The sequence below is a fragment of the Streptomyces sp. NPDC048664 genome (assembly GCF_040650555.1).
Classification (GTDB): Bacteria; Actinomycetota; Actinomycetes; order Streptomycetales; family Streptomycetaceae; genus Streptomyces.
This window is the reverse complement of sequence record NZ_JBEZHK010000020.1, coordinates 102,557-121,023: the sequence shown is the minus strand read 5'-3', so window position 1 is coordinate 121,023 and position 18,467 is coordinate 102,557. Positions and strand designations below refer to the sequence as shown.

The 18,467-nt window shown below is 71.2% G+C and carries 17 protein-coding genes and 5 tRNA genes; 16 read left to right on the top strand and 6 right to left on the bottom strand.

The features are described 5' to 3' along the window. Positions 1–7 precede the first annotated feature (7 nt). On the bottom strand, positions 8–3,910 hold the full coding sequence (locus AB0C59_RS22195) for a nitrate- and nitrite sensing domain-containing protein (protein WP_363007105.1): 3,903 nt from the start codon (positions 3,908–3,910) through the stop codon (positions 8–10). A gap of 601 nt (positions 3,911–4,511) precedes the next feature. On the opposite strand from AB0C59_RS22195, the gene AB0C59_RS22190 reads away from it, so the two are divergent. The 9 genes from AB0C59_RS22190 to AB0C59_RS22150 all read left to right on the top strand — a co-directional run bounded on the left by AB0C59_RS22190 (position 4,512) and on the right by AB0C59_RS22150 (position 8,613). Then, positions 4,512–4,700 carry a hypothetical protein gene (locus AB0C59_RS22190; protein ID WP_363007103.1) on the top strand — a complete coding sequence of 63 codons (189 nt, stop codon included), beginning with the start codon at positions 4,512–4,514 and terminating at the stop codon, positions 4,698–4,700. Positions 4,701–4,870: 170 nt separating this feature from the next. After that, positions 4,871–5,647 carry a fumarylacetoacetate hydrolase family protein gene (locus tag AB0C59_RS22185; RefSeq protein WP_363007101.1) on the top strand — a complete coding sequence of 259 codons (777 nt, stop codon included), beginning with the start codon at positions 4,871–4,873 and terminating at the stop codon, positions 5,645–5,647. Next, positions 5,640–7,115, top strand: coding sequence for a glutamate--tRNA ligase (gltX, locus tag AB0C59_RS22180; RefSeq protein WP_363007099.1), 1,476 nt, complete (start codon positions 5,640–5,642; stop codon positions 7,113–7,115). The genes AB0C59_RS22185 and gltX overlap by 8 nt, the downstream gene beginning before the upstream one ends. A 140-nt stretch (positions 7,116–7,255) precedes the next feature. Next, entirely contained in the window at positions 7,256–8,011 is a 756-nt protein-coding gene (locus AB0C59_RS22175; RefSeq protein ID WP_363007097.1) for an HAD family hydrolase, read from the top strand. Between the two features lie 91 nt (positions 8,012–8,102). Beyond that, positions 8,103–8,174 (top strand) — tRNA-Gln (locus AB0C59_RS22170). 39 nt (positions 8,175–8,213) lie between these two features. Further along, positions 8,214–8,286, top strand: a tRNA-Glu gene (locus tag AB0C59_RS22165). A 61-nt stretch (positions 8,287–8,347) separates the two neighbouring features. Beyond that, positions 8,348–8,420, top strand: a tRNA-Glu gene (locus AB0C59_RS22160). Positions 8,421–8,440: 20 nt separating this feature from the next. After that, a tRNA-Gln gene (locus tag AB0C59_RS22155) sits at positions 8,441–8,512 on the top strand. Positions 8,513–8,540: 28 nt separating this feature from the next. Beyond that, positions 8,541–8,613: transfer RNA gene (locus AB0C59_RS22150), tRNA-Glu, on the top strand. A 238-nt stretch (positions 8,614–8,851) separates the two neighbouring features. Here AB0C59_RS22150 and ndgR read toward each other — a convergent pair. Beyond that, entirely contained in the window at positions 8,852–9,568 is a 717-nt protein-coding gene (ndgR, locus tag AB0C59_RS22145) for an IclR family transcriptional regulator NdgR (protein ID WP_363007095.1), read from the bottom strand. A gap of 189 nt (positions 9,569–9,757) precedes the next feature. Between ndgR and leuC the strand changes: the two genes are divergently transcribed. From leuC to AB0C59_RS22125, 4 genes are all read left to right on the top strand, one after another. Then, entirely contained in the window at positions 9,758–11,182 is a 1,425-nt protein-coding gene (gene leuC / locus AB0C59_RS22140; protein WP_363007093.1) for a 3-isopropylmalate dehydratase large subunit, read from the top strand. Between the two features lie 5 nt (positions 11,183–11,187). After that, complete coding sequence (leuD, locus tag AB0C59_RS22135) at positions 11,188–11,781, top strand: 3-isopropylmalate dehydratase small subunit (protein WP_363007091.1); 594 nt, start codon at positions 11,188–11,190, stop codon at positions 11,779–11,781. A gap of 267 nt (positions 11,782–12,048) precedes the next feature. Next, a complete protein-coding gene (locus AB0C59_RS22130; protein ID WP_363007089.1) occupies positions 12,049–12,279 on the top strand; it encodes a hypothetical protein in 231 nt (76 codons plus the stop codon). 126 nt (positions 12,280–12,405) lie between these two features. Continuing rightward, positions 12,406–13,041: an HU family DNA-binding protein gene (locus tag AB0C59_RS22125; RefSeq protein ID WP_363007087.1), complete on the top strand. Its 636-nt coding sequence runs from the start codon at positions 12,406–12,408 to the stop codon at positions 13,039–13,041. A gap of 90 nt (positions 13,042–13,131) precedes the next feature. On the opposite strand, the gene AB0C59_RS22120 is transcribed toward AB0C59_RS22125, so the two are convergent. Next, complete coding sequence (locus AB0C59_RS22120; RefSeq protein WP_363007085.1) at positions 13,132–13,335, bottom strand: hypothetical protein; 204 nt, start codon at positions 13,333–13,335, stop codon at positions 13,132–13,134. A gap of 9 nt (positions 13,336–13,344) precedes the next feature. Beyond that, complete coding sequence (cofC, locus tag AB0C59_RS22115) at positions 13,345–14,034, bottom strand: 2-phospho-L-lactate guanylyltransferase (protein ID WP_363007083.1); 690 nt, start codon at positions 14,032–14,034, stop codon at positions 13,345–13,347. Between the two features lie 193 nt (positions 14,035–14,227). Between cofC and AB0C59_RS22110 the strand changes: the two genes are divergently transcribed. From AB0C59_RS22110 to AB0C59_RS22100, 3 genes are read left to right on the top strand one after another with little or no spacing between them, the layout of a single operon-like run. Further along, a complete protein-coding gene (locus AB0C59_RS22110; protein WP_363007081.1) occupies positions 14,228–15,052 on the top strand; it encodes a lysophospholipid acyltransferase family protein in 825 nt (274 codons plus the stop codon). Then, positions 15,049–16,059, top strand: a complete 1,011-nt coding sequence (locus AB0C59_RS22105) for an NAD(P)H-dependent glycerol-3-phosphate dehydrogenase (RefSeq protein ID WP_363007079.1) — start codon at positions 15,049–15,051, stop codon at positions 16,057–16,059. Before AB0C59_RS22110 ends, AB0C59_RS22105 begins: the two co-directional genes overlap by 4 nt. Positions 16,060–16,118: 59 nt before the next feature. After that, positions 16,119–17,279 carry a D-alanine--D-alanine ligase family protein gene (locus AB0C59_RS22100; RefSeq protein WP_363007077.1) on the top strand — a complete coding sequence of 387 codons (1,161 nt, stop codon included), beginning with the start codon at positions 16,119–16,121 and terminating at the stop codon, positions 17,277–17,279. 351 nt (positions 17,280–17,630) lie between these two features. Here AB0C59_RS22100 and AB0C59_RS22095 read toward each other — a convergent pair whose 3' ends face one another. Further along, positions 17,631–18,113: a DUF3515 domain-containing protein gene (locus AB0C59_RS22095; protein WP_363007075.1), complete on the bottom strand. Its 483-nt coding sequence runs from the start codon at positions 18,111–18,113 to the stop codon at positions 17,631–17,633. 20 nt (positions 18,114–18,133) lie between these two features. Then, the gene (locus AB0C59_RS22090; RefSeq protein ID WP_363007073.1) at positions 18,134–18,367 is read right to left on the bottom strand and encodes an Lrp/AsnC ligand binding domain-containing protein; all 234 of its coding nucleotides are present in this window, start codon (positions 18,365–18,367) and stop codon (positions 18,134–18,136) included. Positions 18,368–18,467 lie beyond the last annotated feature (100 nt).

Sequence of the window (18,467 nt, the reverse complement as noted above, 5' to 3'; positions counted from 1 at the left end):
GACTCAACTATCGCTCCTGCTGGTGAGTGGGGCTGGGGTGGCTGCCTGTCTGGCTGTTGCCGGCCTGGCGGCCCTGTGCGATGCCCCGTCGGAGATTGGTCAGCCGGCCGCGTACGTCATCGGGCGCACGCGAGACCTGCGGACCGCTCTGGTTCTGCTGCTGCTGGGCCGTGCCCGCCACGAGGTTGGCGCGCGGGACGCGACGCGGCAGTCCTGAGGTGGTGATGCCGCCCGCGGCGGGCTGCCGGACGCGCTCGGCCTGGCGGCCGAGATCGTCGTTGGGCGAGCTGCGCCAGGTCGCCGCCGTGGGGGCGGGACGCTGCGCGGGAGCCGCGGGGGACTGCTGCTGGGGCTGGGAGGCCCCGCCGTTCGGGTTGCCCCGCCGGGGAGCGGGACCCTGGGCGGCGGAGGACCCGTTCTGCTGCCGACCCTGGCCCTGGCCCTGCGGCTGCCGACCCTGCGGCTGGCCCTGGGGCTGCGCCTGGCCCTGACCCTGGGTCTGCGCCTGGCCCTGGCCGTTCTGGCCGTGGAACCAGTTGGTCTCCAGAGTGTCGTACAGCGGGGTGCGTCCGTCGCCGGGACCCGCCGCCGGGGGCAGCGCCTCGGGCTCCTGACGGCGCGGGGCCGCCTGGGGCTGCGGCATCTGCGGAGCCTGGGACTGCGGAAGCTGCGGGACACCCGGCCGGGCGCCACCGTAGCCGTCGCCGTCCGCGCGGGGCCGCTCGAACTGGCCCGTGGTGGACGCGTCCTGGCGGTTCCCGTAGCCGGGGGAGGCGAACTGGCCGGTGGAGGCGGCGTCGTAGCCGGCGGCCGGAACCGCGTACTGCCCGGTGGTGGACGGGTCCTGGCCGCGGACGGGGGCCGGGTACTGGCCCGTCGTGCCGCCGTGCTGCGCGTTCGCGCGTGGGTTGGCCTGCTGCCCCATGCCGTGGCCGGGGTTGCCCTGGCCACCGCTGCCGTAGATCTCCGGGCGGCCGAACTGTCCGCCGTCGCCCTGACCGGCGTCCTGCCGGCCGCTGTTCGCGCCGGGGCGCTGGGCGCCCCGGTCCTGGCCGGTGAACTCGGAGCCGTTCCCGGCGCCCTGGCGGTCGTCGACCCGGGGCATCGGGGCGGTGGAGGTCAGCGCGTCCGGCTCCTCGTGGCCGCGCGGGGCGTCCAGCGAGGCGCGCGGCACCGACGGCTGGGCGTTCTCGTCGCTCCAGCTCGGCCGCTGCTGCTGGCCCTGGCCGCTACCACCCGGAAGCTCGGCACGCGGAGCACCGCGACCGGGCAGCTGCGGGCGGCGGCGGCCGCCGCGCTCCTTGCCCTGCTGCTTCTGGGGCTTGTCCGCCTGCTGGCGGCCGTCCGTGCGCTCCGCGTCACCGGGGCCGCTATGCCGCGCACCCGATTCCGGGAAGCCCTGGCCGCGCTGCGCCTCCGGGGCCGCGCTCTGCCCGAAGGCAGCCGCACTCTGTCCGAAGGCGTCGGCGCCCTGCCCGAAGGAGGCCGCGCCCGCCGGGGCCTGGCGGCCCTGCTGCGGGGAGACCGGGGCCGTCAGGCCCGGGCCGCCGGGACGTGCGCCGGGTCCGCTGCCGGGCAGCGCGGCACGCGGGCCCTGACCGGCGCCCACCTGTCCGCGCTGCGGGGCGGAGCCCAGGCCGCCACCGGGGGTGCCGGTGCCGAAGGACGAACCGCTCTGCTGGGCCTGGCGACGAGCCGCGGCCACACCCGCGGCGGCCTGCGCCGCGGCCGGGCCCGACTGTCCGCCGCCCTGGCCCGGCTTGCCGGGAGCGGGCTTCTTGCCGCCCTGGGCGACGTCGACGGGAAGCATGACCAGCGCGGTCGTACCACCGGAGTCCGACGGGCGCAGCTGGATGCGGATGCCGTGGCGCTGCGACAGACGGCCGACCACGAACAGACCCATGCGGCGGGAGACGGAGACGTCCACCGTGGGCGGAGCGGCGAGCCGCTCGTTGATCTGGGCGAGGTCCTCGGGGGAGAGGCCGATGCCGGTGTCGTGGATCTCGATCAGCACGCGGCCGTCGGGCAGCGCGTGACCGGTGACCTTGACCTTGGTCTGCGGGGAGGAGAACGAGGTGGCGTTCTCCAGCAGCTCGGCGAGCAGGTGCACGAGGTCGTTGACGACCCGGCCCGCGACCTCGGTCGAGGGGACCGAGGCCAGCTCGATGCGCTCGTACTGCTCCACCTCGGACGCGGCGGCGCGCAGGACGTCGACCAGCGGGACCGGGCGGGTCCAGCGGCGGCCGGGCTCCTCACCGGCGAGGACGAGGAGGTTCTCACCGTTACGGCGCATACGCGTCGCGAGGTGGTCGAGCTTGAACAGCGAGGACAGCTGGTCCGGGTCGGCCTCGCGGGACTCCAGTTCGGAGATCAGCGACAGCTGGCGCTGGATCAGACCCTGCGAGCGGCGCGAGAGGTTGGTGAACATCGCGTTGACGTTGCCCCGCAGCAGGGCCTGCTCGGCGGCGAGGCGGACCGCCTCGCGGTGCACGTCGTCGAAGGCCGCGGCCACCGAGCCGATCTCGTCCCGGGAGTGCACACCGACCGACTCGACGGAGGTGTCCACGTCCTGCGGGTCGGACTCGGACAGCTGCTTGACCAGCTCGGGCAGGCGGTCCTGGGCGACCCTGGTCGCGGTGTCCTGCAGCCGGCGCAGCGAGCGGATCATGGAGCGGGCCACGACGAAGGCGCCGACGAGGGAGACGCCGAGGACGAGGAGGACCAGGGCACCGGAGATGATCGCCTCGCGCTCGGAGGCGCTGCGCAGCTCGCGGGCCTTCTGCTCCATCTCCTCCAGGAGCGTGCCCTCGATCTTCTTCATCTGCTCGATCTTGGCCGAGTCGTCGTCGACCCAGTCCTTGTACGAGCGCTTGTCCTCGCTGGTCAGGCCGCTCTTGAGGACGCGGTCGGCGTAGGAGTCGGCCGACTCGATGGTCGGGCTGCCCTGGTCGATCGGCTTGGTGAGCTCCTGGGCGCCGTCACCGTAGATGATGCGGAAGCTGTCCAGCTCGGACTTCTGGCTCTGCAGGGCCGAGAGCGCGTACTGCTGGTCGTTGTCGGAGAGCTTGCCGTACGCGCGGTTGGTCTCGGGCAGCGCCGCCGCGATGACCGCTCGCTGGACGGAGGCGTACTCCTTGGCGTTGGAGAAGGCGGCCAGCGCGCGGGTGCGCTGGATCATCTCCGGGTTGCTGGTCGCCTCCGCCATGTCCTGGGACAGGCCGAGCAGGTCGGTGATCAGGCGGTGGTACGCCTCGACCGTCCGCGTGGAGTTCGACGGGTCCTTGTACGCCGCGGCCCGGATGGCGCTGAGGTTGCTCAGCTCGCTGGTGATACCGACGATGTTCTCGCGGACACCGGTGAGCTGGCCGTTGCTGGACGCGTCGTCGATCTCCTGCGTGCCGTCGACGAAGGACGCCTTGGCGCGGTCCGACTTGTCGCGCACGCCCTTGACCGAGTAGTCGCTCGCGCCCGCACCGTGGGCGAGCGGGCCGGCGGACTCGTCGCGCTCCTCCTGGAGCGCCTCCGCGAGCTGCGTCGCCTGCTTGGTCATGTCCGTCAGCAGCTTCATGTTGTCGAGCTGCTGGATCTGGTCCATGTTGTCGCTGATGCGCAGGGCGCCGAGCGAGGTGGCCGCGACCACGGGGAGCGCGAGCAGCGACACGAGGCGCGTGGAGATGCGCCAGTTGCGCAGGTGCAGACGCGAACCGGAGTCGTCGGAAGGAGTGGTGGTGGATGGGGCGGCGGGCACGGGGGCCGCGGTGGCGCCGCCGCGCCCAGCACGTTCAAAGCCGCCGCCGGACGATGCCGGCCCGGGGTTCTGGGCGTGCTGGGGCGAGGAACCACGGTCGGTCCCGCCGTGCGGCTCCGGCTCCGCCGAAGCGCTGCCATCCCTCTTGAAACGTCCCTGCACTAGCGTCGCAACCTCTGGACCAGGCGCCCCTCCGCGTGAACGGCGGGACGGTGTCGGCGTGATGAGGGGCGTCCTGAATTCGTCCCTCGGGTGGTCGTGAGTGACCGGCGCTGGCTCCCCCTCCCCGCCGCAGCTTTGGCGCTGCGTTGCGCCCTTGCGCGCCGGTGCGATCCCGCGGCGGTCCGTGGAATTCCAGCACAGTGCCGGATCTCCAACAAGGCCAACGGGTGAGCCTGTGACCACCGTGACACCTTGTAAGGAGTACGTCACAAGACGTAGAAAGTTTTCTCGTACATAACGGACGTAAATGAGCGAATCTTTACGCTGCGCGAGGTGTCCCAGTCGCCATGATCAGGAGCGGAATGCGCGCTTCGATGAGTCAATGTCGGTTTTGCCAGGGGGGTGCGGCCGCCCGAATCATCCGCTTTGTCCGTCGCTCAGTGAGCAAACTCACAGACAGATCATGACCACTTCACGCCTTGGGCCGGGAATTGCATGTTTAGCCTGACGCTTTACAGGGATGGCGAATCCGACAACCCGCGCACCCGTGAGAGCCCTTGAGGCTCGCGGGGCGCCCGCAACGACAAGGTCAACAACACCAGTGAAGACCACGATGATGTTCCGCACCATAGCCAACCCGCGGCGCACGACGCTGGCGCACCTGGAGGACGCCGCCGAGTTCGAGGCCCCCGCGGTGCCGGAACTCTCCGTCGACCTTCCCACCCAGACCGCCAATCCCCAGCGCACCGTTCTCATGGAGGCCCCGGTTCAGGTCTCCTTCGCCGAGTAGTACGCGCTCCGCCGGTCGCCCGTTCACGGCGGGCGACCGGCCCTGGCAGCGCCCCGGCGCCGCCACGGGAACCCGGAGGCCTGCCCCCGACCGGCTACCCTGAGTCGTCAGCACGCCGGCAAGCCGGACGGCCAGCCGCACCAGTTCTCAGTGAGGGGCGCAAGGATCCCGTGCGCATCGCCAGGTTCTCCATCGACGGGAATGTCGCTTTCGGCGCCGTCGAGGGCGACAGACAGGACGAACTCGTCCTCGACATCATCAAGGGCATCCCGTTCGCGGACTTCGAGCTCTCCGGCACGAAGGTGCCGCTGAACAAGGTCAGGCTGCTGCCGCCGGTGCTCCCCAACAAGGTCGTGGCCTACGGCCGCAACTACGCGGAGCACGCGCGCGAGCTGGGCGACGAGGTCCCCGAGGTCCCCTTCGCCTTCCTCAAGCCGTCCACCTCGGTGATCGGCTCCGGCGACGAGATCGTGTACCCCTCCTTCTCCGAGGAACTGCACCACGAGGCGGAGCTCGCCGTGGTGATCGGCCGGCTGTGCCGCGAGGTCCCGCGTGAGCGCGTCAAGGACGTGGTCCTCGGCTACACCTGCGCCAACGACGTGACCGCGCGTGACGTCCAGCGGCGCGAGAAGCAGTGGGCCCGGGCCAAGGGCTTCGACACCGCCTGCCCGCTCGGCCCCTGGGTGGAGACCGACCTCGACCCGGCCGACCTCACCATCCAGCTCACGGTCAACGGGCAGCAGCGCCAGCTCGGCCGCACGAGCGAGATGATCAACTCGGTCGAGGACCTGATCGTCCACATCAGCGAGGCGATGACGCTGCTGCCCGGCGACGTCATCCTCACGGGCACCCCGGCTGGGGTCGGCCCCCTCAACCCCGGCGACGAGGTCGCCGTCACCATCGAAGGCATCGGCACTCTCACCAACAAGGTGATCAAGCGTGGCTAACGGCTCCGTCCGCGTACGTTTCTGTCCCTCCCCGACCGGCAACCCCCACGTGGGCCTGGTCCGCACCGCCCTGTTCAACTGGGCGTACGCCCGCCACACCGGCGGCACCTTCGTCTTCCGCATCGAGGACACGGACGCCGCCCGCGACTCCGAGGAGTCCTACGTCCAGCTCCTGGACTCGCTGCGCTGGCTGGGCTTCGACTGGGACGAGGGTCCCCAGGTCGGCGGGCCCCACGAGCCGTACCGCCAGTCGCAGCGCATGGACATCTACCAGGACGTCGCCCGCAAGCTCCTGGAGGGCGGCCACGCCTACCGCTGCTACTGCAGCACGGAGGAGCTCGACACCCGCCGTGACGCGGCCCGCGCCGCAGGCAAGCCCTCCGGGTACGACGGGCACTGCCGCGAGCTGACCGCCGAGCAGGTGGCGGCCTACGAGGCCGAGGGCCGTACGCCCATCGTCCGCTTCCGGATGCCCGACGAGACGATCACCTTCACGGACCTGGTCCGCGGCGAGCTGACCTTCACCCCGGAGAACGTGCCGGACTACGGCATCGTGCGCGCCAACGGCGCCCCGCTGTACACGCTCGTCAACCCCGTGGACGACGCGCTGATGGACATCACGCACGTGCTGCGCGGCGAGGACCTGCTGTCCTCCACCCCCCGCCAGATCGCCCTCTACAAGGCGCTCACCGAGCTGGGCATCGCGAAGTCGGTGCCGCAGTTCGGCCATCTGCCCTACGTGATGGGCGAGGGCAACAAGAAGCTCTCCAAGCGCGACCCGCAGTCCTCGCTCAACCTCTACCGCGAGCGCGGCTTCCTGCCCGAGGGCCTGCTCAACTACCTGTCCCTGCTGGGCTGGTCCCTCGCCGCCGACCGCGACATCTTCACCGTCGAGGAGATGGTGGCCGCCTTCGACGTCGCGGACGTGAACCCCAACCCGGCCCGCTTCGACCTGAAGAAGGCCGAGGCGATCAACGCGGACCACATCCGCCTGCTGGACGTGAAGGACTTCACGGAGCGCTGCCGGCCGTGGCTGAAGGCCCCGGTCGCCCCCTGGGCGCCGGAGGACTTCGACGAAGCGCGCTGGTTGGCCATCGCCCCGCACGCGCAGACCCGCCTGAAGGTCCTGTCGGAGATCACCGAGAACGTCGACTTCCTCTTCCTGCCCGAGCCGGTCTTCGACGAGCCGTCCTGGACCAAGGCCATGAAGGAGGGCAGCGACGCGCTGCTGCGCACGGCACGGGAGAAGCTGGAGGCGGCCGACTGGACGTCCCCGGAGTCCCTGAAGGAGGCCGTCCTGGCCGCCGGCGAGGCCCACGGTCTCAAGCTCGGCAAGGCCCAGGCCCCGGTCCGCGTCGCCGTCACCGGCCGCACGGTCGGCCTGCCCCTCTTCGAGTCCCTGGAGGTCCTGGGCAAGGACACGACCCTGGCCCGCGTCGACGCGGCCCTGGCCAGGCTCGCGGCCTGAGTCCCGCACCGCCACGAGAGGCGCCCACCCACCCGGGTGGCCGCCCCTCGGCCGTGCCGCCGCACGGCCCCGACCGGGGGCGCGAGGAACCCCGTGCGCGGGCCTGGCCGGGGCCACAGGACCCCGCTACCGTCACCCCCATGAGCATCCTCGCCGTGGTCTGGGACGTGGACGACACCCTGTTCGACTACGCCACCGCGGACCGCGCCGGCATGCGCGGCCACCTCGCCGTGGAGGGCCTGCTGGCCGGGTACGACAGCGTGGAGCAGGCCCTCGCCCGCTGGCGGGTGATCACCACCGAGCAGTGGGCGCGCTTCGCGGCCGGCGAGGTCACCTTCGAGGACCAGCGCAGGGACCGCGTCCGCGTCTTCACGGGCGCCCGGATGAGCGACGACGAGGCCGACGCCTGGTTCCAGCGCTACCTGACCCACTACGAGGCCGCCTGGGCCCTCTTCCCGGACGTGCTGCCCGTCCTGGACGCCCTCGCGGGCAGCCACCGGCACGCGGTCCTGTCCAACTCCAACGGACGCGTCCAGGAGCGCAAGCTCCGCGTCCTCGGCCTGCGCGACCGCTTCGAGGCCGTGCTGTGCGCGACGGAGCTGGGAGTCTCCAAGCCGGACGCCCGGGCCTTCCACGCGGTCTGCGACACGCTCGGCCTGGCCCCGCACCAGGTGGCGTACGTCGGCGACCACCCGGAGATCGACGGCCGCGGTGCCGCCGACGCGGGGCTGGTGTCCGTCTGGATCGACCGCGCCGGCCCCGGCGCCACGGCGGCGGCGCCCACCCCGATGCCGGCCGGCGGCGCCCCCGGCCCGTACCGGATCGCCTCCCTCGCCGAACTCCCCGCGGTCCTCGGCGCGGATAGCCGTTTTGGAGCGCCGTCCACCTTCGGGTAATGTTCTTTCTGCGCCGCCGAGGAGCGGGCCGAAAGGCCGGGACTCGGAGGCGCAAGCTAGAACAAAATCCCCGCAGGGGCTTGTGTTCCAGTGGCCTATGGTGTAATTGGCAGCACGACTGATTCTGGTTCAGTTAGTCTTGGTTCGAGTCCAGGTAGGCCAGCTCGCAGAGCTCATCTGCACCCGCGGATCTCATCCGCGAGCCCCCGTTGTGTAGCGGCCTAGCACGCCGCCCTCTCAAGGCGGTAGCGCCGGTTCGAATCCGGTCGGGGGTACAGATCCTTCCCGCGAAGGCAACCGGGTCGCTCCCGTTGCCCTCGACGCAGGATCGCTAGGGCCCCCGTTGTGTAGCGGCCTAGCACGCCGCCCTCTCAAGGCGGTAGCGCCGGTTCGAATCCGGTCGGGGGTACGAACTGGTCTAAACCACATTGGTCTATGGTGTAATTGGCAGCACGACTGATTCTGGTTCAGTTAGTCTTGGTTCGAGTCCAGGTAGACCAGCTCGGATCTGCGGAAACGCAAGATCCACGCCCCCGTTGTGTAGCGGCCTAGCACGCCGCCCTCTCAAGGCGGTAGCGCCGGTTCGAATCCGGTCGGGGGTACGCGACCCGTAGGGCCCCTACTCCGGTAGGGGCCCTACGGCGTTCCTGCGACCCCGCGCATCAACTCCACGCAGAACACAAGCCGTTCCACGCCGCGGGCGCAGCCGAGCACCCCCTTCAGGGGCGCGGGGAACTGCGCAAAACCCACAACGAGGGCCGCACCCGACGACGCACGGCAGCGACCCCCTTCAGGGGCGCGGGGAACTGCGCAAACCCCCACCTCCCCCGAAAGCCCCCCTCAGCCGTTCCGCCGCAACGCCTCGGAAAGACGGGACGCGGCGTCGATCACCGCCTGCGCATGCATCCGCCCAGGATGCCGCGTGAGCCGCTCGATGGGCCCGGACACGGACACCGCCGCCACCACCCGGTTGGACGGCCCCCGCACCGGCGCGGAGACGGACGCGACCCCCGGCTCACGCTCACCGATCGACTGGGCCCACCCCCGGCGCCGCACACCGGACAGCGCCGTCGCCGTGAAGCGGGCGCCCTGAAGACCCCGGTGCAGCCGCTCGGGCTCCTCCCAGGCCATGAGGATCTGCGCCGACGAGCCGGCCTTCATCGTGAGCGTGGAGCCGACCGGCACGGTGTCCCGCAGTCCGGACAGGCGTTCCGCGGCGGCCACGCAGATCCGCATGTCGCCCTGGCGGCGGTACAGCTGGGCGCTCTCGCCGGTGACGTCGCGCAGATGCGTGAGCACGGGCCCCGCCGTCGCCAGCAGCCGGTCCTCACCCGCCGCCGCGGCCAGCTCGGACAGCCGGGGACCGAGGATGAACCGTCCCTGCATGTCGCGCGCCACCATCCGGTGGTGCTCCAGTGCCACGGCCAGCCGATGAGCCGTGGGTCGTGCCAGCCCGGTGGCCCCGACCAGACCCGCGAGGGTGGCCGGACCGGACTCCAGAGCGCTCAGGACAAGGGCTGCCTTGTCCAGAACGCCGACGCCGCTACTGTTGTCCATGCAACGATACTCCCGTCTCACTCTGTGAAACGCAAGTTCAATTTTCCGTGGAACGCGCAACCCTGGAATGCACAAGGGGCCCGTGGATCGGCGGGCCCGGCGGCGGGCGCCCGAGGCCAGGGGGCGCGGGAGCCGCCCCCCGAGATCTCTAGCAGGGCCGGCACTCGCGTGCGGGCCGAAGGGAAAGCGATGGGTAGGACACTCGCGGAGAAGGTCTGGGACGACCACGTCGTCCGGCGCGCCGAGGGCGAGCCCGACCTCCTCTACATCGATCTGCACCTGCTGCACGAGGTGACCAGCCCGCAGGCCTTCGACGGGCTGCGCAAGAACGGCCGCCAGGTCCGCCGCCTCGACCTCACCATCGCGACCGAGGACCACAACACCCCCACCCTCGACATCGACAAGCCCATCGCGGACCCGGTCTCCCGCGCCCAGCTGGAGACGCTGCGCAAGAACTGCGCGGAGTTCGGCGTGCGGCTGCACCCGCTCGGTGACGTCGAGCAGGGCGTGGTGCACGTCGTCGGCCCGCAGCTCGGCCTGACCCAGCCGGGCACGACCGTCGTCTGCGGCGACTCGCACACCTCCACGCACGGCGCCTTCGGCGCGCTCGCCTTCGGTATCGGCACCTCCCAGGTGGAGCATGTGCTCGCCACTCAGACGCTGCCGATGGCCCGCCCCCGGACCATGGCGATCACGGTCGACGGGGAGCTGCCCGAGGGCGTCACCGCCAAGGACCTGATCCTCGCGATCATCGCCAGGATCGGCACCGGCGGCGGCCAGGGCTACGTCCTGGAATACCGCGGCCCGGCCATCGAGAAACTCTCGATGGAGGCGCGGATGACCATCTGCAACATGTCGATCGAGGCCGGCGCCCGCGCGGGCATGATCGCCCCCGACGACACCACGTTCGCCTACCTCGAGGGCCGTCCGCACGCGCCCGAGGGCGCCGACTGGGACGCCGCGGTGGAGTACTGGAAGACCCTGCGCACCGACGACGACGCGGAATTCGACGCCGAGGTCCGCATCGACGCCACCGCCCTCTCCCCGTTCGTCACCTGGGGCACCAACCCGGGCCAGGGCGCACCGCTTTCGGCGTCCGTCCCCGACCCCGCCTCCTACGAGGACGCCTCGGAGCGCCACGCCGCCGAAAAGGCCCTGGAGTACATGGGTTTGGAGGCCGGGCAGCCGCTGCGCTCCATCGAGGTGGACACCGTCTTCGTCGGCTCCTGCACCAACGGCCGCATCGAGGACCTGCGCGCCGCCGCCGACATCCTCCGGGACCGCAAAGTCGCCGACGGCGTACGGATGCTGGTCGTGCCGGGCTCCGCGCGGGTGGGCCTGCAGGCCGTCTCCGAGGGTCTGGACGTGGTCTTCAAGGAGGCCGGCGCCGAATGGCGGCACGCGGGCTGCTCCATGTGCCTCGGCATGAACCCGGACCAGCTGGCCCCGGGCGAGCGCTCCGCCTCCACCTCCAACCGCAACTTCGAGGGTCGGCAGGGCAAGGGCGGCCGCACGCACCTGGTCTCCCCGCAGGTCGCCGCGGCCACCGCCGTCACCGGCCACCTGGCCTCCCCGGCCGACCTGTCCGACGTCCCCGCGCCCGCTGGAGTCTGAGAACGATGGAAGCATTCACCACGCACACCGGCCGGGCCGTGCCGCTGCGCCGCAGCAACGTGGACACCGACCAGATCATCCCCGCCCACTGGCTCAAGAAGGTGACCCGGGACGGGTTCGAGGACGGGCTGTTCGAGGCGTGGCGCAAGGACCCGCGGTTCGTGCTCAACCGCCCCGAGCGGCAGGGCGCGTCCGTCCTGGTCGCGGGTCCCGACTTCGGCACCGGCTCCTCCCGTGAGCACGCGGTGTGGGCGCTGCAGAACTACGGCTTCAAGGCGGTCGTCTCCTCGCGCTTCGCCGACATCTTCCGCGGCAACTCACTCAAGAACGGCCTGCTCACGGTCGTGCTGGAGCAGAAGATCGTGGACGCCCTGTGGGAGCTGACCGAACGCGACCCCGAGGCGGAGGTGACCGTCGACCTCGAGGCCCGCGAGGTCCGCGCCGAGGGTCTCACCGCCCCCTTCGAGCTGGACGAGAACGCCCGCTGGCGGCTGCTGAACGGCCTGGACGACATCTCCCTCACCCTCCGGAACGAGCCCGACATCGCGGCGTACGAGACGGAGCGGCCCTCCTACAAGCCGCGCACGCTCCACAGCTGATCCCGGGCGCCTCCGCAAGGCTGGTTTCAGCCATCGCAACACCCCTGTGTACCCCCAATCGTGGACGGTTGGGGGTACCGCCGTGTCGGGGGTGGAACAGCCTCGGCGCGCCGCCCCGCGAGGCGGCAACATGCCTGGTTACAAGGGGTGTTGTGGGGGTAGCCGCCTCCCGGGACGGGGAGTTGGACAGGCGCCCGAGGCGCCGCGAATCAGCGGCAGTTGCCCCCAGCGCGGGCGACAACTCGCCCCAGATGGCACAATCTGTGCATGGACCACGACGGCCAACTCGCGCTCTATGCGGCAGTCGCGGCCAAGCTCAAGGAAGCGCACGCAAGGGTGCGCTCACTGCAAGTCCCGGAGGGCGTACGGATGGCGCTGACCCGGAAGCTGCTGGTCATTACGGCCGCGGCCAAGCACGATCCCGCCGAAGCGGCCAGGCGGCTGGAGCGGTTCACCAGCGATCTCGACGTGGACCGAATCCCTGATGACGAACTCTGAGCGGCCGAGTCTGTTGCGGCACAAGGGTGATTAGCCCGTTTCGTGTTTGATTTGCGGTATATATCTGCCTAACGTGCGAAATAGCTTGAACACATTCGTTCTGGCGATGTCTCCGAAGGGGAAGACGTGAACAAGGCGCAGCTCGTAGAAGCGATTGCCGACAAGATGGGCGGCCGCCAGCAGGCCGCCGATGCTGTCGACGCGGTCCTGGACGCCATCGTCCGCGCGGTTGTCGGAGGCGACCGGGTCTCGGTCACCGGCTTCGGTTCGTTCGAGAAGGTCGAGCGTCCGGCCCGTTACGCCCGTAACCCCCAGACGGGCGAGCGGGTTCGTGTCAAGAAGACCTCCGTGCCGCGCTTCCGCGCCGGTCAGGGCTTCAAGGACCTGGTCAGCGGGACGAAGAAGCTCCCCCGTGGCGGAGAGGTCGCCGTCAAGAAGGCGCCCAAGGGAAGCCTCACCGGCGGTGCCTCGGCCACCGTCAAGAAGGCCGCGGCCAAGAAGAGCACCGCGAAGAAGGCGACCGCCGCCGCGAAGAAGACCGCCGCGAAGAAGGCGACCGCGAAGAAGACCACGGCCGCCGCCAAGAAGACCACGGCGAAGAAGACGACCGCCAAGAAGACCACCGCAGCGGCCAAGAAGACCACGGCCAAGAAGACGACCGCGAAGAAGGCGGCCGCCAAGAAGGCCCCGGCGAAGAAGGCCCCCGCCAAGAAGTCCTCGGCGCGCAAGACCACCGCCAAGAAGGCCACCGCCCGCGGGTGACCGGGGCGCACGCACAGACACTCACGCGACGGGCCGGGCTCCCAGGAGGAGCCCGGCCCGCGGTCTGTCCGTCCCCGGCGCCCCGGAAATTCAGAAGGTCTGCAGGGTGATCAGCGTGATGCGGCCGGCCGCCGTCCCGCCCTCCGTCTCGATCCGCACCCGCTGCCCCGGACGCAGCAGCCTGAGCCCGCCCGCGTCGAACGCCGGCGCGTCGAAGGCCAGGGGAGTGCCGTCGTCGAGCAGCACCTGACCGGTGCGCGTCTCGGGGTCGTAGGTGTACGCGGTCGCCTGCATGACGGCAGCCTACCCACCGCCCGGTGCCCCCGCGGGGCGGTCCTGCGCCGCCCTGCGCCCCGGCTGCCCCGGAACGAGGAGCCGGGCCGCCTCCGCCGCCGTGCGCGGCCCCACGCCGAGCGCCAGCGCCGCCCGCAGATCGTCTCCGGTGTCCACGTCCTGCCGTACGGAGTCCACCGCGCCCGGCGCCAGCTCCACGGCACCCGACGCCAGGTGCGCCCCCCGAGAAGCCGCGCCGAAGGCGGGCCGCAATTCCCGCCAGGGAGCCGCGGTGAGCAGTGTCGTACCGATTCCGGCGGCATCCGGCAGAAAAGCACGGGGAAATGCGGCGGCGGCATCCAGGACCAGGGCCAATTCGGAGGGGCGCAGGGCGGGGAGATCCGCGTTGAGCGCCGCCACCGCGCCGTCGGGACGCAGGCGCCGCACGGCGGCCGCCGCGTGGACGAGTGCGGCGTTGAGCCCGCCCGCCGGCTCGTCCCCGACGATCCGGGCGCCGAGGGCCGCGAGCCGTCGCCCGGCCAACGGATCGTCCGTGACGACCGCCACATCACGCACCGCGGCACTGGCCAGCGCCGCGGCCACCGTGTCCTCGGCGAAGGCGAGCGCGAGCCGCGGCCGCAGTCCGTCCGGCGCGGTGTCCGAGAGCCTGCTCTTCGCCCGTGCCAAGGGTTTCAGGGGCACGACCACAGTCCACTGCACGAGCGCTCCGTCCTCGTCTTGTCGCGTCCATTGTCACCCGATTCCGGCCGGGGCCGACGAGGGAGCGCCGGGCCGCCGGCGGGGCGGGGCGTACCGTGTTCTCGACAGACGGGCGGGCCCGGGGCGACACTTGTGCGGCCCGCGCAGCCCCCGGCTCCGGGCCTCGCCCGGGTCCCTAGAGGAAGGTGTCCGCGTGCCCCGCCGCAGAATCGGCTTCTGGTACCGCTTCGCAGCGGTCCTGTGCAAACCGCCGCTGGTGGTTCTGCTCAAGCGGGACTGGCGCGGAACGGAGAATATTCCGGCCGACGGCGGATTTATCACCGTGGTGAACCACAATTCCCACGTGGATCCGTTCGCCTACGCGCACTATCAGTACAACACCGGACGCGTTCCCCGTTTCCTCGCGAAGAGCGGTCTTTTCAAGAAGGGATTCGTCGGCGCCATGATGCGCGGCACCGGCCAGATCCCCGTCTACCGCGAGACCACGGACGCGCTCAGCGCTTTCCGGGCCGCGATCGACGCGGTGGAGCGCGGGGAGTGCGTCGCCTTCTACCCCGAGGGCACCCTCACCCGGGATCCGGACGGCTGGCCGATGACCGGCAAGACCGGCGCGGCCCGGGTCGCCCTGCAGACCAAGTGCCCGGTGATCCCGGTGGCCCAGTGGGGCGCCAACGAGTTGCTGCCGCCCTACGCCAAGAAGCCCGACCTGCTGCCCCGCAAGACGCACCGGATCCTCGTGGGCCCGCCGGTGGACCTCACGCGCTTCTACGACCAGGAGATGACTCCGGAGCTCCTGAAGGAGGCGACGGAGGTCATCATGGCCGCCATCACCCGGGAGCTGGAGAAGATCCGTGGCCGGAAGGCGCCCGAGAAGCGGTTCGACCCGCGCGAGGTGCGCATCGAGCAGCGCCGCCGCAGCGCCGCCCAGGTGAAGGCGCAGGCGGAGCGCGGGGCGCGGGTCGAGGCGCAGCAGAAGGTGCAGGAGAAGGCCGGGCAGAAGGAGGGGCAGGGCAAGTGAGCAAGCCGGTCAAGGCGGCCGTGTTCGGAACGGGATCGTGGGGGACCGCCTTCGGCATGGTGCTCGCCGACGCCGGGTGCGACGTGACCCTGTGGGCGCGCCGTGCCGAGCTGGTCGAGGCGGTCAACTCCACCCGTACGAACCCCGACTACCTGCCGGGCGTCGAACTGCCGGGGAACCTGCGGGCCACCACGGACGCCGCCGAGGCCGCGCGGGACGCCGACTTCACGATACTCGCGGTCCCCTCGCAGACCCTGCGCGGGAACCTCGCCGACTGGACGCCCCTGCTCGCACCCGACACGATCCTCGTCTCCCTGATGAAGGGTGTCGAACTCGGCTCCGCCATGCGGATGAGCGAGGTCGTCATGGACGTCGCCAAGGTCGGCGCGGAGCGCGTCGCCGTCGTCACCGGCCCCAACCTGGCCCGGGAGATCGCCGCCCGGATGCCGGCCGCCGCCGTGGCCGCCTGCACCGACGAGGCCGTGGCACGCCGGCTCCAGGCCGTCTGCCACACGCCCTACTTCCGCCCGTACACCAACACCGACGTCGTCGGCTGCGAGCTGGGCGGAGCGGTCAAGAACGTCATCGGGCTCGCCGTCGGCATCGCGGACGGCATGGGCCTCGGCGACAACGCCAAGGGCTCGCTCATCACCCGGGGGCTCGCCGAGACCACCCGGCTCGGCCTGGCCATGGGGGCCGACCCGCTGACCTTCTCGGGACTCGCGGGCCTCGGCGACCTGGTGGCCACCTGCTCCTCGCCGCTGTCGCGCAACCACACGTTCGGCACCAACCTGGGCAGGGGCATGACCCTGGCGGAGACCATCGCGGTCACCAAGCAGACCGCCGAGGGCGTCAAGTCCTGTGAGTCGGTGCTGGATCTGGCCCGCAGGCACGGAGTCGACATGCCCATCACCGAGACGGTCGTCGACATCGTGCACGAGGGCAAGCCGCCGGTGGTCGCCCTCAAGGAGCTGATGTCGCGCAGCGCGAAGCCCGAGCGACGCTGAGCGAACCCGCCGGTCAAACGCTGTATCAGGGCGCTACCAACGGGTACTCTCGACGCGATATGAGCACCGAGAACCTCCCCCAGAACCCTGACCAGCAGCCGCCTCGCAAGCCGCGCGTGGCCGTCGTGTTCGGTGGCCGCAGCTCCGAACACGGGATCTCCATGGTCACCGCGGGAGCCATCCTGCGGGCCATCGACCGGACGAAGTACGACGTCCTGCCGATCGGTATCACCCGGGAGGGCCGCTGGGCGCTCACGGCCGACGATCCGGAGCGGATGGCGATCGTGGACCGCCGCACGCCCAGCGTCGAGGACCTGGCGGAGGGGCAGGAGGGCGGTGTCGTCCTGCCCGTCGACCCCGCCAACCGCGAAGTGGTCTACAGCGAGCCGGGTTCGGTCCCCAAGGCGCTCGGTGAGGTCGACGTCGTCTTCCCCATGCTGCACGGCCCCTACGGCGAGGACGGCACCCTCCAGGGCCTCCTGGAGCTGTCCGGTGTCCCGTACGTGGGCTCCGGCGTGCTCGCCTCGGCCGTCGGCCAGGACAAGGAGTACATGAAGCGGGTCTTCACCTCGTTCGGGCTCAAGGTCGGGCCGTACCTGGTGATCAGGCCGCGCGAGTGGAAGCAGGACGAGTCCGCGGCCCGCAAGAAGATCATCGACTTCGCGGGCGAGCACGGGTGGCCGCTGTTCGTGAAGCCCGCGCGGGCCGGCTCCTCCATCGGCATCACCAAGATCGACGACCTCTCGGAGCTCGACGACGCGATCGCCGAGGCCCAGCGGCACGACCCGAAGATCCTCGTGGAGGCCGCCGTGCGCGGCCGCGAGATCGAGTGCGGCGTCCTGGAGTTCGAGGACGGCCCGCGCGCCTCGGTGCCGGCCGAGATCCCGCCGCCGGACGCGCACGCGTACTACGACTTCGAGGCGAAGTACATCGACTCGACGCCGGGTCTCGTGCCCGCGCCGCTGACCGAGGAGCAGACCGCCGAGGTGCGCCGGCTCGCCGTGGACGCGTTCGAGGCGGCGTCCTGCGAGGGGCTGGTCCGGGCGGACTTCTTCCTCGACGAGGACGGGGAGTTCGTGATCAACGAGATCAACACGATGCCCGGGTTCACGCCGATCTCCATGTACCCCCAGATGTGGGCCGCCACCGGGGTGCCCTACGGCGAACTGGTGGACCGCCTGATCCAGAGCGCACTGACCCGCTCCACGGGCCTGCGGTAACGCCCCCCCTCGGGGCCAGGGGTCGCTCCCGGTCGCGAGCACCCGCACGCGCCCGCGGGTGGCGACGTACGGGTGGGGCCGGATCGCCAGGGGCCCGGGGAACCGCGCAAAACCTCCCACGCGCCCGCAGACGACGATGCACGGACGCGGGTCGACAAGGGGCGCGGGGAACTGCGCGAAATCCTCCGCGCGCCTGCAGACGACGACGTACGGGTGGGGCTGGACCAGTGGGGGCGCGGGGAACTGCGCAAAACCCTCCACGGGCCCGCAGATGGCGACGTACGAGAGGGCGGGACCGATCAGGGGCGCGGGGAACTGCGCGAAAGGGCCCGCTGCGCAGGCGCGGACGGGTCAGGAGGCGATGCCCGGAGGGATCGTCCGCTTGAGGGCCGAGGCCAGATCGGTCAGCGGCGAGAGCCCCCCGGAGGCCCGTGACTCGGGCAGGCTCACCTCCACATACGCCTGCCGCAACGTCGTCGTGAACCGGAACGACCCGTCGCCCTGCTTCTCCAGCAGCCACCCCACCCCGTCCACCTCCACCCCGTCCGCCTCCGGGTCGTCCATCTTGGCGGGCCTGGCCACCCCGCAGCGCAGTATGATCGCCGGGCTTCCCCAGCCCGCCGTGAGCGCGGACCGGGGATCGGGATCGTTCCGGTCGAGGCCGTCCACCGTCCGCGGCAGTGCTTCGGCCAGGTTCCGGCAGAGCTTCGTGACCTTCGTGTCCGGACGCGGAACCGCGGCCGTGGGCCTGCCGTCGTCGGAGGAGCAGCCCGCCGCCGCGATCAGCAGGGCGAGGGCGGGCAGACCGAGGAGCCGGTGACGGGAGAATCGCACCGGCCCAGAGTAGACGGGGGCTACAGGTGGACGACCGGGCAGGTCAGCGTGCGCGTGATGCCCTCCACTTGCTGGACTTTCGCGACCACCATGCGACCGAGCGCGTCGACGGTGTCCGCCTGGGCGCGCACGATGACGTCATAGGGTCCCGTCACGTCCTCGGCCTGGATGACTCCAGGGATCTTGCCGATCATCTCGGCGACGGCCGACGCTTTGCCGACCTCCGTCTGGATCAGGATGTACGCCTGTACCACGGAACCTCCAGGGCGGCCACGAGGATCATGTGGGGAGAAGGACCGCCACGGTATCGCGTCGCCACTCACCTCGGGGAGACCCCCGGGGACTGTGGCGTGC